General features: G+C 64.1%; 14 protein-coding genes. 4 read left to right on the top strand and 10 right to left on the bottom strand.

The window, feature by feature from the left end:
- Positions 1-7: 7 nt before the first annotated feature.
- From P0D73_RS21330 to gcvA, 10 genes are all read right to left on the bottom strand, one after another.
- Positions 8-3,043: an ATP-binding protein gene (locus P0D73_RS21330; protein ID WP_408177793.1), complete on the bottom strand. Its 3,036-nt coding sequence runs from the start codon at positions 3,041-3,043 to the stop codon at positions 8-10.
- Between the two features lie 170 nt (positions 3,044-3,213).
- Entirely contained in the window at positions 3,214-3,729 is a 516-nt protein-coding gene (locus P0D73_RS21325) for a DUF3331 domain-containing protein (protein ID WP_408177792.1), read from the bottom strand.
- 82 nt (positions 3,730-3,811) lie between these two features.
- Positions 3,812-5,326: an alginate export family protein gene (locus P0D73_RS21320; RefSeq protein WP_408177791.1), complete on the bottom strand. Its 1,515-nt coding sequence runs from the start codon at positions 5,324-5,326 to the stop codon at positions 3,812-3,814.
- Complete coding sequence (locus tag P0D73_RS21315) at positions 5,316-6,266, bottom strand: glyoxalase (protein ID WP_408177790.1); 951 nt, start codon at positions 6,264-6,266, stop codon at positions 5,316-5,318. The genes P0D73_RS21320 and P0D73_RS21315 overlap by 11 nt, the downstream gene beginning before the upstream one ends.
- Positions 6,267-6,314: 48 nt before the next feature.
- The gene (locus tag P0D73_RS21310; protein ID WP_408177789.1) at positions 6,315-6,566 is read right to left on the bottom strand and encodes a DUF1427 family protein; all 252 of its coding nucleotides are present in this window, start codon (positions 6,564-6,566) and stop codon (positions 6,315-6,317) included.
- Between the two features lie 99 nt (positions 6,567-6,665).
- Positions 6,666-7,307, bottom strand: coding sequence for an HD domain-containing protein (locus P0D73_RS21305; RefSeq protein ID WP_408177788.1), 642 nt, complete (start codon positions 7,305-7,307; stop codon positions 6,666-6,668).
- Between the two features lie 139 nt (positions 7,308-7,446).
- Positions 7,447-8,916 carry a mechanosensitive ion channel domain-containing protein gene (locus P0D73_RS21300; protein ID WP_408177787.1) on the bottom strand — a complete coding sequence of 490 codons (1,470 nt, stop codon included), beginning with the start codon at positions 8,914-8,916 and terminating at the stop codon, positions 7,447-7,449.
- Positions 8,917-8,955: 39 nt separating this feature from the next.
- Positions 8,956-10,824 (bottom strand): amidohydrolase, encoded by a 1,869-nt coding sequence (locus P0D73_RS21295; RefSeq protein WP_408177786.1) that lies wholly within the window; start codon positions 10,822-10,824, stop codon positions 8,956-8,958.
- Positions 10,825-11,060: 236 nt separating this feature from the next.
- Entirely contained in the window at positions 11,061-11,696 is a 636-nt protein-coding gene (locus P0D73_RS21290) for a hydrolase (protein ID WP_132381763.1), read from the bottom strand.
- Positions 11,697-12,100: 404 nt separating this feature from the next.
- Positions 12,101-12,991 (bottom strand): transcriptional regulator GcvA, encoded by an 891-nt coding sequence (gcvA, locus tag P0D73_RS21285; protein WP_408177785.1) that lies wholly within the window; start codon positions 12,989-12,991, stop codon positions 12,101-12,103.
- Positions 12,992-13,125: 134 nt separating this feature from the next.
- On the opposite strand from gcvA, the gene P0D73_RS21280 reads away from it, so the two are divergent.
- The 4 genes from P0D73_RS21280 to P0D73_RS21265 all read left to right on the top strand — a co-directional run bounded on the left by P0D73_RS21280 (position 13,126) and on the right by P0D73_RS21265 (position 17,031).
- A complete protein-coding gene (locus tag P0D73_RS21280) occupies positions 13,126-13,971 on the top strand; it encodes a transketolase (protein WP_408177784.1) in 846 nt (281 codons plus the stop codon).
- Positions 13,968-14,966: a transketolase family protein gene (locus P0D73_RS21275; RefSeq protein ID WP_408177783.1), complete on the top strand. Its 999-nt coding sequence runs from the start codon at positions 13,968-13,970 to the stop codon at positions 14,964-14,966. The genes P0D73_RS21280 and P0D73_RS21275 overlap by 4 nt, the downstream gene beginning before the upstream one ends.
- Before the next feature lie 88 nt (positions 14,967-15,054).
- Positions 15,055-15,819 carry an SDR family NAD(P)-dependent oxidoreductase gene (locus P0D73_RS21270; RefSeq protein ID WP_408177782.1) on the top strand — a complete coding sequence of 255 codons (765 nt, stop codon included), beginning with the start codon at positions 15,055-15,057 and terminating at the stop codon, positions 15,817-15,819.
- A gap of 168 nt (positions 15,820-15,987) precedes the next feature.
- The gene (locus P0D73_RS21265; protein WP_408177781.1) at positions 15,988-17,031 is read left to right on the top strand and encodes a TRAP transporter substrate-binding protein; all 1,044 of its coding nucleotides are present in this window, start codon (positions 15,988-15,990) and stop codon (positions 17,029-17,031) included.

Genomic DNA, 17,031 nt, shown 5'->3' with positions numbered 1-17,031 from the left:
GGTTCGACTAGCAGGCTTCGCTGATCTCGTCCGGCGGCGGGTCGTCGAACGATGCCGCAGTGGCATGCGCATTCGTGTCCATCCGCGTATCGCCGCCGGCAGAAGTACCGGCCGGCGCGTACGCTTCAGTCGCGACACGCAGCAAGTCTTTAGCGGCCTTGAAGTCGTCCCAGTCGCGGCCCTCCGTGAGTCTCGCGCAGGCGGACTTCACCAGTTGCACCGCCTCGACGCTTCGGCCTTGCGCATGCCAAAGCCGCCCGAGGCTGGTCGCCGCCCGCAGTTGCAACGAGCGGCAACCCTGTGCCAACGATTCCTCCAGTGCCGCGGTGAGACTCGCCTGTGCATGCGTCGCCGCATCGCCGAACGGTGACTGGCCGGCGTACTCCATCAGCAGCAATTCGGCATGCACGCGTCTGAGTTCGGCGGCATACCACTGGTCGCCGGTCTCATCGCCCTGCGCGAGCGCGTCGGCCACGGCGGCGATGCCGTTCTCCCGCTGTCCGGCACGGCCGAGCGCGAGACTGTATTGCGCGGCAAGCATGGCGCGCGGCGCGGCATATTCGAGCGCCTGGAGATCGTCCAGCGCGGCGCGGAAGCTACGCACACGCTGCGCACTGGTGTCGTCCAGCGAATGCAGGTATTCGTCGAAACAGCGGCAGCACGCATGCGCCACCCGCAGCCCGGCACGCGCCGACACGTCCCGCAACAGCGCGATGGCCTGAGCCGCCCGCTTTCGCCGGCCCGCCAGCAGCGCCAGCGGAATTTCCGCCTCGACCAGCACGTAGCACGTGACCATCGCCTGTTCCTGCCGGCATGCTTGCGCAACGCATGCCTCGGCGACTCTGAGCGCCTGATCGCGCGCGCCCTGCAAGCCGAGCAGGCGGGCAAACGTCGCGCGGCCGACCACGCCCTGATCGATGGATTGTCCGAGCGGCAGCCGATATTGCAAGCGGCCGGTGTGCTGCAAGAACTGATCGAGCGAGGCACGCGCCTCTTGCTGATCGCCCACGTAGTGCGAGGCAATGCCGAGCAAGCGATGAGCGAGAATGCCGTTGGCGGTATCGCCCGTCTGCGCGGCCAGCGACGCGAAGCGCCGTGCGAACGCCAGCGCATTGCGCGCCGCACCGGCCGACTGGCTCGCGTTCCACATGCCCCACAACGCGCGCGCTTCGAAGGTCTGATCGCCCGACGCGATCGCGAGTGCCAGCACCTCGGCCCAGATGCCGAGCGTTTCCCGGTTCGGTCCGTTCACATGGACGAGCGCCGCACCGAGCGCGGCGAGCAGCTGCATGCGCAAGCGCAAATGGCGCGGCGAGCGCGCACCCTGATGCATCGCGTCCACGGTGTCAAGAGCACGCCTTGCCCACACGCAGCATTCGTCGACCAGCGAGAGTTCATAAAGCAGCGACACGAACTTCACCGCCAGCGTTTCGCCCAGCGCAGCGTCACCTTTCGGTGACAACGCCCAGGCCAACGCGGCTCGCAAATCGTCGAGTTGCTCGCGCATGTGGTGGCGCCAATGCTCCGGGCCGGCGCCCGCGGCGTTTGTGTCATGGGCTTCATGTGCTTCACGCGCATTGCTCGGCGAATCGAATGCGACCAGGTCCGCGAAATAACGTGCATGCCTGAGCGTGACGAGGCGCCGCTCGCCGTTGTCGTCGAGCTTTTGCATCGCGTAGGCACGCGTGGTTTCCAGCAGCCGGTAGCTTGCCTTGCCGCGCTCCGCGTGCATCACGACCAGCGATTTTTCGACGAGTCCCGATAGCGCCGCGATCACGCCGGACTCACGCAAGCCTTCGTCACTCACCATGGCGATCGCCGAATCGATCGTGAAGCTGTTCACAAAAACGCCGAGCCGGCGCAACGTCGTGCGCTCGGTGTCGTCGAGCAAGGCGTGACTCCAGTCGAGCGTCGCCTTCAAGGTCTGGTGGCGCGGCAGCGCCGTGCGATTGCCGCCCGTCAGCATGTTGAAGCGGTCGTCGAGATGGTCGGCGAGCGTCTCGATGCCGAGTATCGCAGCGCGCGCCGCCGCCAGTTCGATGGCCAACGGAATGCCATCCAGGCGGCGGCACACGGTGCCGGTCAGATGAATGCTTCGGTCGTCAAACGAAAAGCGCGCGTCGATCGCGCGGGCGCGTGACAGGAACAACTGCACGGCACTGCGTTGCAAAACATGCTGGCTCTCATCGTCGCGCGCGGGCACGTCGAGTGACGCCACCCAGTACAGGTGCTCGTCCACGACACGCAGCGGCTCGCGGCTGGTCGCGAGAATCCGGATGGCCGGACTCACGTTCAATAACGCTTCGGCCAGTTCGGCGGCGGGGCAAAGCACGTGCTCGCAGTTATCCAGTACGAACAGCACGCGCCGTTCGCCGAGTTCCTTGCTGACGCGCGCCAGCGTAAGCGGCCCGCTCGCCGCGCTCACGCCGACGCTGTTGGCGAACATGGCAAGCACGCTATTTGCGTCGACGGCGGACGCCAGCGGCACCAGATAGACGCCCTCCGGAAAGTGCGCCAGCGAGCTGCGCGCGATCTCGATAGCCAGACGGGTCTTGCCGATCCCGCCGGAACCGACGAGCGTGACATGGCGCGTCGAAGCGAGCGCCTGCGCAACGTCGCTGATGGCCTGATCCCGGCCGATCAGCGACGAGCTATTGGCAGGCAGATTGTTGGGGACGTTGCGAACCGACGGGACTGGTTCGGAGGCATCGGCCGCATTGTCGCGAACGGCGTTGGCCGGCTGTTCCGCGCAAGCCTCTCTGGATACCAGCCGGTAGCCTCTTCCCGACACGGTCTGTATCAGGTTGCGGCTCTCGCCCAGCACCTTGCGCAAGGCGGACATATGCACCTGAAGATTGTTCTCTTCAACGATGGTGTCCGGCCATACCTGTTCGAGCAGGGCGTCCTTCGACACCAGCGCGCCGTTCGCGGCGATCAGCACGGCGAGTATGTCGAATGCACGGGTGCCGATGCGCACAGGCTGTCCGTCGAGCAACAGCTCTCGGCTGGCGAGGTCCACCTGAAGCGGGCCAATGCGGGTCATTGCCTGAGTATCCAAGACACAGCGGGATGAGGAACCGCTGAGGACTGACTGCTCAGCGAAGCGTCCCCGAAGTCTAGATCAACCGCGAGTACGCATGCGCGGAAAAAACTGATCCTATCGTTCAAATTTTTTGTACTGAGCAAGCGGCTGCCGGCTGCGGATCGCGCGGTCTAGCGCGAGTCGCCTGACATGAGAGTGGACGGCATGCACGCGATAACGGAAGCCAGAATCATGGCGTCGGCATTGGCCGGGATCGCGCTGCGTACTCTCGGCTTGTAGATCGCATCGTCACGGCGAATCGTCGCGCCGCTCAAAGCGCAGCGTCCCTTGCTGCGCGCGCGGCAGCAGATCCACACCTGGTCGACATATTGGCAACGGGTCGCATCCTGCCAGAGCACGGCAATCGACGTATCCGACAGACGCTCGAGCACTTCGATCTGGATATGCCGCGACGGCGCGTGCGCGGCGGCGACGCGTTTCGCCCGCGCCTTCAGATAGGCTTCACCTTCGGTCTCATTGCAATAGTCCGCCAACAGCCGGTTGATCACGTGGTTCCACACTGGCGCCCGGCCGTCGTCCGGCATCGCCGACGGGTTCTCGCTGACCTGGCAGTACGCTTCACGACGATCGCGCGTCTCGTGCTGAGCCGTCTCGGTGCGTTGCTTCAAGGGGGTGTCGATATGCATGATGCTGCTCCCGAAGTGTTTGCGGGTAGAACCGGATCCCTCTTCCGACACGCCTCGCTGACGACATGGTGCCGATACGGCGTTACCAGCCGAACTTGAGTTCGGCGCCTACATAGTCGGAATTGCGCGCACCCAGGTCGCGCAGCGACGGACCGACCTGGAAATGCACGGCTTCGAGCGCGGTGGCGAGATTCGCGGTGACCGCATAGTCGGCGCGCAGCTGCGTGTAGAAACCGGTCCAGCGGCTGCCGTGTCCGGCGGTTCCCGGCACGACCGCCGAGCCTTGTTGATACACCGCGTCGGCGGTGGTCTCGCGCCATTGCAGCCCCACGCCCGCGAGCAGCGACAGCTTGCTGTTCGGTTTGACGATGAGCGAAGGCTTGACGTGAATCACGTTCGAGTAGCCCGTATAACCAGCGAGCGCGAAGTAGTAGCCGTTCGGAAAGAGCGGATTGAAGGTGCCGATGCGGCTGTCTCCTGGATGCGTGTCGCCTGAGGCCGCATCCACTTGCAGGCCGAGACGCGGGGTCCACGGCAACGAAGCCAGCGTGTAGCCGGCGAGCGTGCCCACCGCCCATGCGCCGATCGTCTTGCTGCCGACATGGCCCCACTGATACATCGCCTCCGCGTCCCAGTCGATGTGATTGACGGAGCCCGCGTAACGCGCGTCGAACACGTCGCGATGTTCGTCGCCGGTGGCGTCGAGAAAGCGCGCATTACTGCGGTTGTAGCGGGAGTAATAGGCGGACAGGTCGCCCGGACCGACGGCCTTGCGCTCCACCCGCACGCCGCTGAACGTCAGGTCGCGATTGGAGACGTCGTCGAAATCCGAGTTGTCGCGGTACTGCACCGGCTGCGTCGCATAAGCGATCCAGCGCCACGGGCCGGTTTCATAGTCGGCCCAGATGGCGTCGAAGGCCTGGCGCACGTTCGGGCCGTCACGCACGGAGATGAACCGCTGCAAGTCGAACGCCATCTCCTGCCGGCCGACACGAAACTTGAAGGTGCCGGGTCCGAGCGGCTCGGTGATGGCGACGAACGCCTGGCGCAAGTCGAGCGGATTCTTGTCGACCGGCGAGACGTTGTCCTTGCCGAACGGACGTGCATCCTCGAACTGCGTGAAGATCTGCACGTGCGGGCCGAGGCGCACATCCGCGTGGACTTCAAGACGTTGCAGCACGTACGTGTCGTCGCGGCCCGAACCGAGGCCGAAGAGCGGCGCGTCGTTCATTTCGAGCCGCTCGCGCAGCACCATGCCGAGCGAGATATACGCGTCGGGATTGCCGAACAGCGGAATGTATTTCAGCGAATCGAAGGGCTTCTTCGGCACGCACGGATTGGCGAGTGCCGACCAGTTTTCCTGCCAGCGATTGAACATGACAGCCGGCCGCGCGCATGAAGTGCTTGCGGCCGCTGCCGTGCTGCTGGGCGCGCCGGTCGTGCTGGTATCCTCTGCGCCGCCGAGCGCCGTATCCGCCGCCGACGCCGGCAGCGCGGCCGCCAGTCCCGTGCTGATCAACAGCGCACGGGCGGCACGCAGCGCCGAACGCCGCCGCAACGCCTGCAAGTTCTGGATGAGGCCTGCTTTACTGGACATCGTGCACTTCGGCGATATACCCACCCGGGAATTCGAGCACGGCGCTCTTGCCTGCTTCGCTGCTATACGGCTGCGACAGCACCTTCGCGCCGGCCGCTTGTGCGCGCTCGAGAGTCTGCGTCAGATCGTCGACGGCATAGCCGGTCGTTTCACGTCCGAACGGGAACGGCAGCTTGCCGTCCGTGACGAACACCACCATCCGGCCGAAGCCCGAATTGATCCGGATCTCGCGAATCGTCTCGCCAGGCCGGCCGATCACGCCGGCATCCGCGCGCGGGTTATCCGACACGACCTTGCCATGCGAAAAATGCAGCCAGCGGCGCACGAAGTTGTTGGCTTCATAACGCGATACATAGACGCGGTTATCCGGCACGCTGTGCAGCGGCGCGTAGTTCGGCGCCTTGGTGTGCCAATAGAGCTGCATCGTCAGGCCGCCCGGCCACTGGATGATCGCGTCCTTGCCGATCGGATCGTCGAAGCTATCGACCAGCACGTCGGCGCCCGCCGCGCGCGCCGCCTTTACCGCCTGGTCGATGTTGGTGACCAGGTAGCCGGTCCGCTCGTTGCCGAACGGATAGGGAATCGGCGTTTCGAAGCCGAACACCGACAGCATGCCGACCGGCGTCTGCACGTATTGCGACGCGGTCTTGCTCGGCGTCGGCGTCACGGTGAACACCGCGCGCGGCGATGCCTTGCCGCCGAACGTGGCGAGAAAGCTGTTGACGAACGCGTCGAGATCCGCCGAGGCGACATACACGTGTGTCGTGTCGTACTGCGCGCCGACCGAGACGTCGGGCATGCGCGCCGCGAGCGCGGTCTTGCCGTTCGAGACTTCCGGCGGGCCGTTATCGGCAAAGGCGGACGACACCGGCGCGAGGCCGATCAACACGGCAGCGCAGAAGGCCGCGATGGGACGAAAGCGTTGAAGCGAAGTGAACATGTGATTACCCGATGGTGTTAGCAAGATCTGAACGGACGGCTTGCAGGATCAGCCGCCCTCTTTTGTCGCGCCGGGCGTGGCCGGCTTTTGCGCCGAGGTGCTCTGCTGCGATTCGGCGACCCGAACCGTGGCCGTCTGCGCGAAAAACTGCGCCTTGACGACCGGTATCGCGTGCTCGCCCAGCACCATCCCAAGCAGGCCGGCGAGCGCGATCAGTGGCGGCGCCGGCGACTGCACCTTGAGCAGCCAGTAGAGAAGTCCAATGCCGAAGCCAACGCCCAATGAAATGATGTAGCCCATTCTGATTTCCTTTCGATGCCCGCTTGCGGCGTTCGCGTGGCCCGTTTCCAGGCGGCGTCCGACACGCGGCGAGCCAGTCGTCATATGCGGCGAACCGCGTCAATTCGCCCAGTCGGAACCCAGCACCAGCCCGCAGAAATTCAGCCGGCGATGGTTCGGGTCCCACCGGTCCAGCACGTCGGCATTCACGGTGCCGAACGTCGTCTCGGGACGATGCTCCATGCCGCGCGCGTAGGCTTCGAGGATCTTCTTCTTGAAGCCGGCTTCACGCGGACAGGCCTGCACGATCTCATCGCGCTGCTGCGCGGTGAATTCGTCATAACGGGCACCGCGAATATCCATCTGCACGCCCGCGCTCACCAGCGCGACGAGCGGCGACAAATGCTCGGGAATGCCCGGCGTGGTGTGCAACGCGATCGCCGCCCAGACCTCGTCGATCGCGCCGGCGGCGGCGCCGTACTGCAGCATGAAGTCGCGCGCCTCATTCGCGCTGTCCACCTCGTAGCGATACGGAGAGCGCCGGTGTCGCACATTCAAACCGACGTTGTGAAACAACGCGCTCACGTACAGCAACTCCGGGTCGAACGTCAGCTTGTCGCGAGAGCCGGTCAGCGCGCCGAACAGAAACGCCCTGAGCGCGTGATGAAACATCAAGCTGGACTCCGCGGCCCGAATCTGATCGGTTGCCGCCCGCGCCATCGGACTGTCGGGAATGCCGACTCCCGCAATGTTCTTCTTCATGTCATCTTCTCCCTATCCGACACGCCGCCGCGGGCGCGCATCGCCGACCGACCGATCAATGCAGCGTACCGAATTAACCTCATAAAGACTTTGGCGAATCCTTAAAAAGACTGAATCGATGCGGCGCGTCTCGCTGCGCTCACAACGTGAGTTCATGAATGCGCCGAACGCCGTCGCGAATCCATTGCAGCAGACCGCCGGAGCTTGGGTCGGCGTCGTTCGGCGACGCCAGCATCAGCTTCTCCGTTTCATGGTGTTCGGATAGCAGCCGGCACATCTCGCGCGCCACTTCGGGACGCCGCGCGAGAATCGGCGTCAACGCGGCCTTGTCGAGCTGGAACACCGTGGCGTGCGTCATCGCATGAACGACCACGCCAGTTCTAACGCCGGCGAGAATGCCCGACTGACCGATGGAGTCCCCTGGCGCGAGCCGGCGCAATTCGACCTCGCCGCTGTCCTTCGGCACGCTCACTTTCGCCACGCCGCGCGCCAGAATGTGCAGCGCGTGGCTGCTTTCATCGGCGGCGCTGTAGATGGTCTCGTCGATGTCGAACTCGTGGCATGTCAGTTGCGCGGCCAACTCCGCGATCCCACCGTCGTCGAGCGTCTGGAAGATGAGCACGTTGTGCAGCAGGCGCTGCTTTTCATTCGCGGCGTCGACCACGGGTTCGGGCACGGACAACGGACGCAGCACCACGCCGCGCGATAACAGATGCCGGTGCGCCAGATCGAACAGCTCGTTGCGCACCTCGGTCTTCTTGCCGAGCGCATCGACGTAGCAGACGATCTCGTATTCGATCGCGTCATTGGTCGCCCGCCGCACGCTGACGACCGGCTTCGGATCCGCGAGCACGTTCTCCGAACTGGCGGCGGCGTTGGCGAGCGCCTGCAACACGGTAGCGGGCCGGATCGACGGCTTGACCGGCAGCAGTACGCTGATGCCGTGCGTGTGCGAAGGCTGGTTGGCGTTGACGATATTCGTGCGCGCCGCCACGCTGTTGGGAATCACGACGATATTGCCCTGACCGTTGAGCAGGCTGGTCGCGCGCCAGTTGGTCTCCACCACCTTGCCTTCGACCTCGCCGATGGTGACCCAGTCGCCGATCGCAAAAGGCTCCGTTGCGTTGAGCACCACGCCCGAAAACACGTCGTTGAGCGTGCTCTGGATCGCGAGACCGAGCACGATCGCGAGTGCACCCGAGGTCGCGAGCAGGCCGCGCACCGGCAGTTCAAGCACGAAGGCAATCGCACCGACCCCGGCCGCGAGGAACACCAGCGCACCGAGCACGTCCTGAAACAGGCGCTCCTCGTGCCATGTCTCCGGCAGCACCGTGCGATCCAGCACGATCGTCACGAGCCGCGCCCCTTGCAACCACCACACCACCTCCAGCAATTGCGCGAGCAGATGGCGCAACGGCTCGTCCGGCCATGGCGCCGCACGCAGCGGATTCATGCCATAACTGAACAGCACGTAAGTCGACAAGCCGAACATCAGCGCACGCAGCGCGAGACGCCCCTTGTCCGTTTTACGGCTCATGAACCGCCAGGCGAGGAAATCGAGAACCAGGATGCCTAGCCCATACAGCACGCCATCGTCGAGGGTCGGCATAAAGGTTCTCGCTTGTCGGGTGGCACGAAGCGGTGGCTGTCAGAACGCGAAACAGCTACATCCCAGCGCGCCCCAGAAACCATTCGAATCGCTGACCGGCACGTTCTTGCGCCACGCCCAACCGTGCGCATGGGCATGCACGCCGCACAGATTGACGCAACCGTCCACGCACGCGACCGCGGTCGGCTTGTAACGGCTGTAGCCGCCGAATTCCGTGACCGGCGACCACGACGGACTGACCGGCAAGTCCGGCGGCGCGAGCGGCGCGAACTCGTCGTCCGCATAGACCACCTTGCCGCCCACCACCGTCATGTTCGAGGTGAGGAACTTGATGCGGCTCTCGTCGACCGAGAAGTAGTCTTCGCTGAGCACCGCGAAGTCCGCGAACTGGCCGGGCACCAGCGCGCCCTTGCGGTCTTCCTCGTTCGAGAACCATGCGCTGCCCACCGTGTAGCGGCGCAACGCCTCCATCCGGTCGAGCTTGTTCTCGCTCGAATACATCGACGTGCCGCCCACCGTCTTGCCCGACACCATCCAGTAGAGCGAGACGAACGGATTGAAACTCGCGACGCGCGTCGCATCCGTGCCCGCGCCGACCGGCAGGCCGGCGTCGAGCATGTGGCGGATCGGCGGCGTGCGCTTCACCGCCTCCTCACCGTATTGACGGATGAAGTACTCGCCCTGATACGCCATGCGATGCTGGATCGCAATGCCGCCGCCGAGCGCGTGCACACGCTCGATATTTTTCTGCGTGATGGTCTCGCAGTGATCGAAGAACCAGCGCAGCCCGTTGAACGGAATCTCGGCATTCACGCGTTCGAACACGTTCAGGAAGCGTTCGATCGATTCGTTGTAGGTCGCATGCAGACGGAACGGCCAGCGGTTCGCCACCAGCAGTTTGACGACTGTCTCGAGTTCGTCCTCGAGCGCGTCCGGCAAATCGGGACGCGGTTCGAGAAAGTCTTCGAAGTCCGCCGCGGAAAACACCAGCATTTCGCCAGCGCCGTTCATGCGCAGGAAATCGTCGCCCTCGCCGGGCTTGGTCATCTTCACCCACTTGGCGAAGTCTTCGATTTCCTTTTTGGCGTTCTGCGTGAACAGGTTGTAGGCGATACGCACGGTCAGTTCGCTGTGCTTCGCCATGTCCATGATGACGGCGTAGTCGTCGGGATAGGCCTGATAGCCGCCGCCCGCATCGATCGCGCTCGTCACGCCCAGGCGGTTCAACTCGCGCATGAAGTGGCGCGTGGAATTGCGCTGATCCTCGGGCGCGAGTTTCGGGCCTTTCGCGAGCGTCGCGTACAGCAACCCGGCGTTGGGCCGTGCGATCAGCATGCCCGTCGGATTGCCGCGCTTGTCACGCTGGATCTCGCCGCCGGGAGGATTGGGCGTGTCTTTCGTATAGCCGACCGCGCGCAATGCCGCTGCATTCAGAAGCGCACTGTCGTACAGATGCAGAACGAACACCGGCGTATCCGGCGCAATCGCGTTGATTTCTTCGAGCGTCGGTCCGCGGCGCTCGGCAAACTGGAATTCGTTCCAGCCGCCCACCACGCGCACCCACTGCGGCGCCGGCGTGCGGGCCACCTGCTTGCGCAACATGTCGAGCGCGTCCGCCAGCGACGGCACGCCGTCCCAGCGCAACTCCAGGTTGAAGTTCAGGCCGCCTCGAATGATGTGCAGGTGCGAGTCGTTCAGGCCCGGAATGACCGTACGGCCTTTCAGATCGACGTGCCGCGTGGCGTCGTTGGCGTGCCGCATCACTGCATCGCGCGATCCCGCGGCGACGATGCGGCCGTTCGCCACGGCGAGCGCGTCGGCGAACGAGCGCTTGTCGTCCTGCGTGGCGATCTTGCCGTTGAAGAAGACGACCTCGGCCGGCGTCGGCGCGGAAGGTGTGGAAGTCATGGCGATCCTCATGGGAGAACGCTCCGGTTGGCGCGCGCGGAGCTATGTCCGGGCAAGCCCGGAAATCGGGAAACAGGGAGGCCTGGAGGCGCACACGGGGCGCGCCTTCCATCGAGCATTCGAACAGGTGCTGCGGCCGGCAACGGCGCATCGGGGACGCCGGCACGCCGCCGCCGAACGGCCCGGCGTCTGTCGATACGGATTGGCCGGCGTCATGTCACGCCGGCTGCGGCGAATCAGCCTGCTTCGCTCGCGTGCTCGCCGAGAATCGACTTGGCGTAACGCACGCCGATGCCGTATGCGCTGTGCGCCTTCAGGATGTCCATGCAGCCTTCGTACGTTTCGCTGCGTCCCCAGTCGCGTTGCAGTTCGAACATGTACTGGAACGAGGTCATCGGCACCGCACCGGCCTGGATGATGCGTTGCACCGCGCGTTCGTGTGCTTCCGTGGTGATGTCGCCGCAGGCGTCGGTCGGCACGTAGATTTCGTAGCCTTCGTTGATCATCTGGATAGTCGGGAACGACACGCACACTTCCGTCCACAGGCCGGCGATCACGATCTTCTTGCGGCCGGTCGCCTCGATGGCCTTGCGAAAATTCACGTCTTCCCACGAGTTCATCGACGTGCGGTCGATCGGCGTGTACTCCGGAAACACCGATTGCACTTCCGGCACCATGTCGCCGCTGAACGACTTGGCGGCCACCGTGGTCAGGATCGTCGGGACTTTGAAGAGCTTCGAGGCCTTTGCGATCGCCTGGACGTTGTGCAGAATGGTGGTGCGCTCATGCGACGTCGTTCCAAAGAACATCTGCGGCTGATAGTCGATCAGGGCAACCGCACATGAATCAGGGGTCAAGAGTTCTTTCGGCATTACGGGCTCCGTATTGAATGGACAAAGCAGTCTGAGTGACTTGCCGTGCTCGCTCGAGCAGCGAGTGAAAAACTGGAACCGAGTTTATCGACGGCGCTGCGCGGAGTCCTTGTCGAAGTCCTTAATCGTTATTAAAAAAGACCCAATGAAAGCGTGCGGCGCGACGCACGGCGCGCGCTGATAACGCCGACCGGCGAAGATCCGCATTCAGAACAATTAAGCAATCTGAAGTTCTCTACAGTGCCTCGCACCATGCATTGAAGGCTGCGATGTCGCGTGATGCGTCGTCAGGACGGGACGTCCTTCAACAACACTAGACTGGAGAGAAAGCCTGGCTAGCCCGTCTGGAATTCCGTCGGCGAATCGCCAGACGAACCTCGCCATTCGAAGTCCGGCCGCGCATCTCACCTTTCCAATTCAGCAAACAGCCAGTCCTGAAAGCTGCGCAGCTTCGGCAAGTCAGCACGCGACTTCAACAGATTCAACGTATAGCCATTCACGCTGAGTCCCTCCACACCGAACGGCGCGACGAGCCGCCCGGTTTCCAGTTCGCGTTGCGCAAGCAGCAGACTCTCCAGACACACCCCCAGGCCGTCGACCGCGGCGCTCAACGCCATGAACGAACGGTCGAAGCGCGGCCCGCGTCCAATATCGACCCGCGTCTTCCGATGCAAACGCATCCAGTCCCGCCAGCCGACCAGACAACCTTCGCTGTGAATCAGCGGATGGTGCTGCAGGTCCGCGACGCTGACGAGCGGATAGTCGCCGCTCATCAGCGCCGGCGCGCATAGCGGCACGATCGTCTCCGGCGGCAACTCCAGCACCAGGGTGCCGGCCGGTTGCAGCTTGCGCGGACCATAGCGAATGTCGATATCGACCGCTTCCGAAATCAGGTCCGCCGCTTCCGAAGACGCATTCAAACGCACGTCGATATCGGTATGCGCCGCGCTGAAGCGCGCGATGCGCGGCATCAGCCATTGGGTCGCGAAACTCGGCGTGCAGTGAATCGTGAGGATGTCGCTCTTCGCCACGCGACCGATCTCGCGCGTGGCCGCATCGATGCGCGCGAATGCCGACGTGATTTCCTCTGCGTATTGCCGCCCCGAGTCCGTCAGCAGCACCGTGCGATGCAGCCGATGGAACAGACGAATGCTCAATTGCTCTTCGAGCAGCTTGATTTGATGGCTGATCGCCGAGGGCGTCACGAACAGTTCTTCTGCTGCGAGCGCGAACGACGAAAGCCGGGCGGCCGCTTCGAAGGCTTGTATCGACTTGAGAGTGACGCGATTGTGCATGGCAGCATCCACGTGAATTCAATTCATCTATCGACCCATCTTAATTCGTTTGAGCGCTTGCAGGCGTGCGATTACGCTTGTCATCACTGGCTGCGGCGTCAATGCGGCCCACGCAAAAGACCTAGGAGACAACAGTGAACATCAGCGAAACCGCGCCGTATCCCGAACTCGCGGAGCACGCCTATCAGATCCGCCGCAACGCGCTGCGCATGGGCGAGGTGCAAGGCCAAGGCTATATCGGCCAGGCGCTCGACATTGCCGACGTGCTGGCGGTCGCCTACTTCCGCGCCATGCGTTATCGCGCCGACGACCCCGACTGGGAAGGCCGCGACCGCTTCCTGCTCTCCAACGGTCATTACGCGATCGCCTTGTACGCGGCGCTGATCGAAGCCCGCATCATCGCCGATGAAGAACTCGAGACCTACGGCAGCGACGACAGCCGCCTGCCGATGTCCGGCATGGCGAGCTACACGCCCGGCATGGAGATGTCCGGCGGCTCGCTCGGCCAGGGGCTGACGATTGCGGTCGGCCGCTGCCTCGGTCTTAAGCGCAAGGGTTCGGACGCCACCGTCTACACGCTGTTCTCGGACGGCGAACTCGACGAGGGCGCGGTGTGGGAAGGCCTGATGTCCGCCGCGCACTGGAAACTCGACAACCTGATCGCGATGGTCGATGTCAACAACCAGCAGGCCGACGGCCCGTCTTCGGCGGTCATGGCGTTCGAGCCGCTGGTCGAGAAGTTGCAGGCGTTCGGCTGGTTCGTGCAGCGCGTGGACGGCAACGATCTTGCGGCGGTAGTCGCCGCGTTCGATGCGGCGCGCGCGCATCCCGAAGCGCAGCCGCGGATCATCGTCTGCGATACGCGCATGGGCTGTGGCGTGCCGTTCCTCGAAGCACGCGAGAAGAACCACTTTATCCGCGTCGATGCGCACGAGTGGCAACTCGCGCTGCAGGCGCTGGAAGCCGGGAGAACCGTATGAGCGCCGCCGCACCGAAACCGCGTCTGAAGACTTCGGCGATGATCGCCTCGATCGCCGGTGAAGGCCAGATCACCCGCTCTGCGCCGTTCGGCCACGCGCTGGTGGAGTTGGCGCGCAACCGGCCCGAAGTGGTCGGCATGACCGCCGACCTCGGCAAATACACCGACCTGCATCTGTTCGCGAAGGAATTCCCCGAGCGCTTCTATCAGATGGGGATGGCCGAGCAGTTGCTGATGGGCGCCGCCGCCGGCATGGCGCACGAAGGCGCGCAGCCGTTCGTCACCACCTATGCGGTGTTCGCCGCGCGCCGCGCTTACGACTTCATCCACCAGGCGATCGCCGAGGACAACCTCGACGTCAAGCTGGTCTGTGCGCTACCCGGCCTCACGACCGGCTACGGCCCGAGCCACCAGGCGGCCGAAGACATCGCCCTGTTCCGCGCGATGCCGAACCTCACGGTGATCGATCCGTGCGACGCGCTCGAAATCGAACAGATGGTGCCGGCGATTGCCGACCATCGCGGCCCGGTGTATGCGCGGCTCTTGCGCGGCAACGTGCCGGTCGTGCTCGACGAATACGACTACCAGTTCGAACTCGGCAAAGCCAAGCTGCTGCGCGACGGCGCCGAAGTGCTGATCATCTCGTCCGGGATCATGACGATGCGTGCGCTCGAAACGGCCAAGGCGCTCGCCACGGACCGCATCGACGTGGGCGTGCTGCATGTGCCGACCATCAAGCCGCTCGACGCCGTCACGCTGCTGCGCGAAGCGCGCCGGCCGGGGCGTCTCGTGATCGTCGCGGAGAACCACACGGTGATCGGCGGCCTCGGCGAAGCGGTGGCCACCGTGCTGCTGACCAACGGCGTCACGCCGCCCTTCCGTCAGATCGGCCTGCCCGACGCCTTTCTCGATGCCGGCGCGCTGCCGACACTGCACGACCGCTACGGCATTTCCACCGAGGCGATGTGCGACACGATCAAAGGCTGGCTGCGCTAGGCATTGAATCGATCCGCAGGGCAAATCGTAATCACCGATTGCCAACCACGCAGCACAACATAAGCATCACACTCAGGAGATCCGCATCATGTCAGAGTCACGTCTTCTCGACGGCAAGGTCGCCGTCATTTCCGGCGGCGCGTCGCCGCGCGGCATCGGCATGGCGACCGCACGCAAATTCGCCGCTCATGGCGCGCGCATCGCCATTTTCGATCTCGACGAAAAGGCCGCGATCGAAGCCGCCGCTTCGATCGGGCCGGAGCATCGCGGCTATATGTGCAACGTCACCGATCGCGGCGCATGCCAGGCTGCTGTCGAGCGCACCGTCGCCGATCTTGGTTCGATCGATATCCTGATCAATAACGCCGGCATCACCCAGGCGGCCAAGCTGCTCGACATCGACCCGGAAAGCTGGGATCGCATTCTCGACGTCAATTTGCGCGGCGTGCTGTACCTGTCGCAAGCGGTCGTCCCGCAAATGAAGAAGCAGAAGAGCGGTTCGATCGGCTGCATGTCGTCGGTATCGGCGCAGCGCGGCGGCGGCATTCTCGGCGGCCCGCACTATTCGGCGGCCAAAGCCGGTGTGCTCGGGCTAGCGAAAGCGATGGCGCGCGAGCTCGGCAACGACGGCATCCGCGTGAACTGCGTGACGCCGGGCCTGATCCAGACCGACATCAACGCCGGCAAGATCAGTGACGACAAGCGCGTCGAGATTCTCGCGGGCATTCCGTTGAATCGCCTCGGCGTGCCCGACGACGTAGCCGGCGCGTTCCTGTTCCTCGCGTCGGACCTGTCCTCGTATATCACCGGCGCGGTGATCGACGTGAACGGCGGCATGCTGATTCACGGCTGATTCAAGGCCGATTCGTCCAGCAGGACGAGCCGTCCGGCGGGAGGCCGGCGGCGGCGATGGAGACACAGTAGTAGATAACAACCAGGCGCGGCGCGCGACACGTGCAGCCGCCGCGCTCGAAGTTCGAAAAACATAACGACGCGCGATCCAGGTTTGGAGGAAGACACCATGACTAACCGTTCGAACGCCCCGCAGGGCATCAGCCGCCGCAACTTTCTGAAAGCCGGTGCGACCTTGTCCGCAGCCGTGCCGTTATGGAGCGTCTCGCGGCGCGCCATGGCGGCGCCCGAGTTTTCATACAAGCTCGCCACCGGCCAGGACCCGACTCATCCGGTCAATATCCGCGCCCAGGAGGCGATCAATCACATTCGCGAGGCGACCAACGGCCGCCTCGACATCAAGCTGTTTCCGCAGAACCAGCTCGGCTCCGACACCGATCTGCTCTCGCAGGTGCGCAACGGCGGCGTGGAGTTCTTCAACCAGGCCTCGTCGATTCTCGCGACGCTCACGCCGGCCGCGGGCATCGTCAACACCGGCTTCGCGTTCAAGGACTACGACGCGGTGTGGAAAGCGATGGACGGCGACCTCGGCAATTACATTCGCGCGCAGATCGGCAAGTCCGGCATCGTGTCGGTCAGCAAGGTGTGGGACAACGGCTTCCGGCAGATCAGTTCGTCCACGCGTGCGCTGCGTGCGCCGGCCGATCTGAAAGGCTTCAAGATCCGCGTGCCGCAGGCGCCGATGCTGACCTCGCTGTTCAAGGCACTCGACGCCGGTCCCGCGCCGATCAACTTCAACGAACTGTATTCGGCTCTGCAAACCGGCGTGGTGGAAGGCCAGGAAAATCCGCTGCCGATCATCGCCACGGCCAAGCTTTACGAAGTGCAGAAGTACATCAGCCTCACTTCGCACGTGTGGGACGGTTACTGGATTCTCGGCAACCGCGCCGCGTGGGAACGGCTGCCGGCGGATATCCGCGCCATCGTCACGCGCGAATTCGAAAAAGCCGCGATGCTGCAGCGCGCGGACATCGCGAAGCTGAGCAGCTCCCTGCGCGACGATCTGAAGACGAAGGGCATCACCTTCATCGACGTGGACCGCGAGTCGTTCCGCGGCGCGCTGGCCAAGACGAGCTTCTACCACGACTGGAAGAGCAAATACGGCGACGAAGCCTGGAGTCTGCTGGAGAAGTCCGTCGGAAAACTGGGGTAA

This window comes from Paraburkholderia sp. RL18-101-BIB-B (genome assembly GCF_046026985.1).
Lineage (GTDB): Bacteria > Pseudomonadota > Gammaproteobacteria > Burkholderiales > Burkholderiaceae > Paraburkholderia.
Note: the sequence above shows the minus strand (reverse complement) of the source record. Positions and strands in the feature narration are given on the sequence as shown.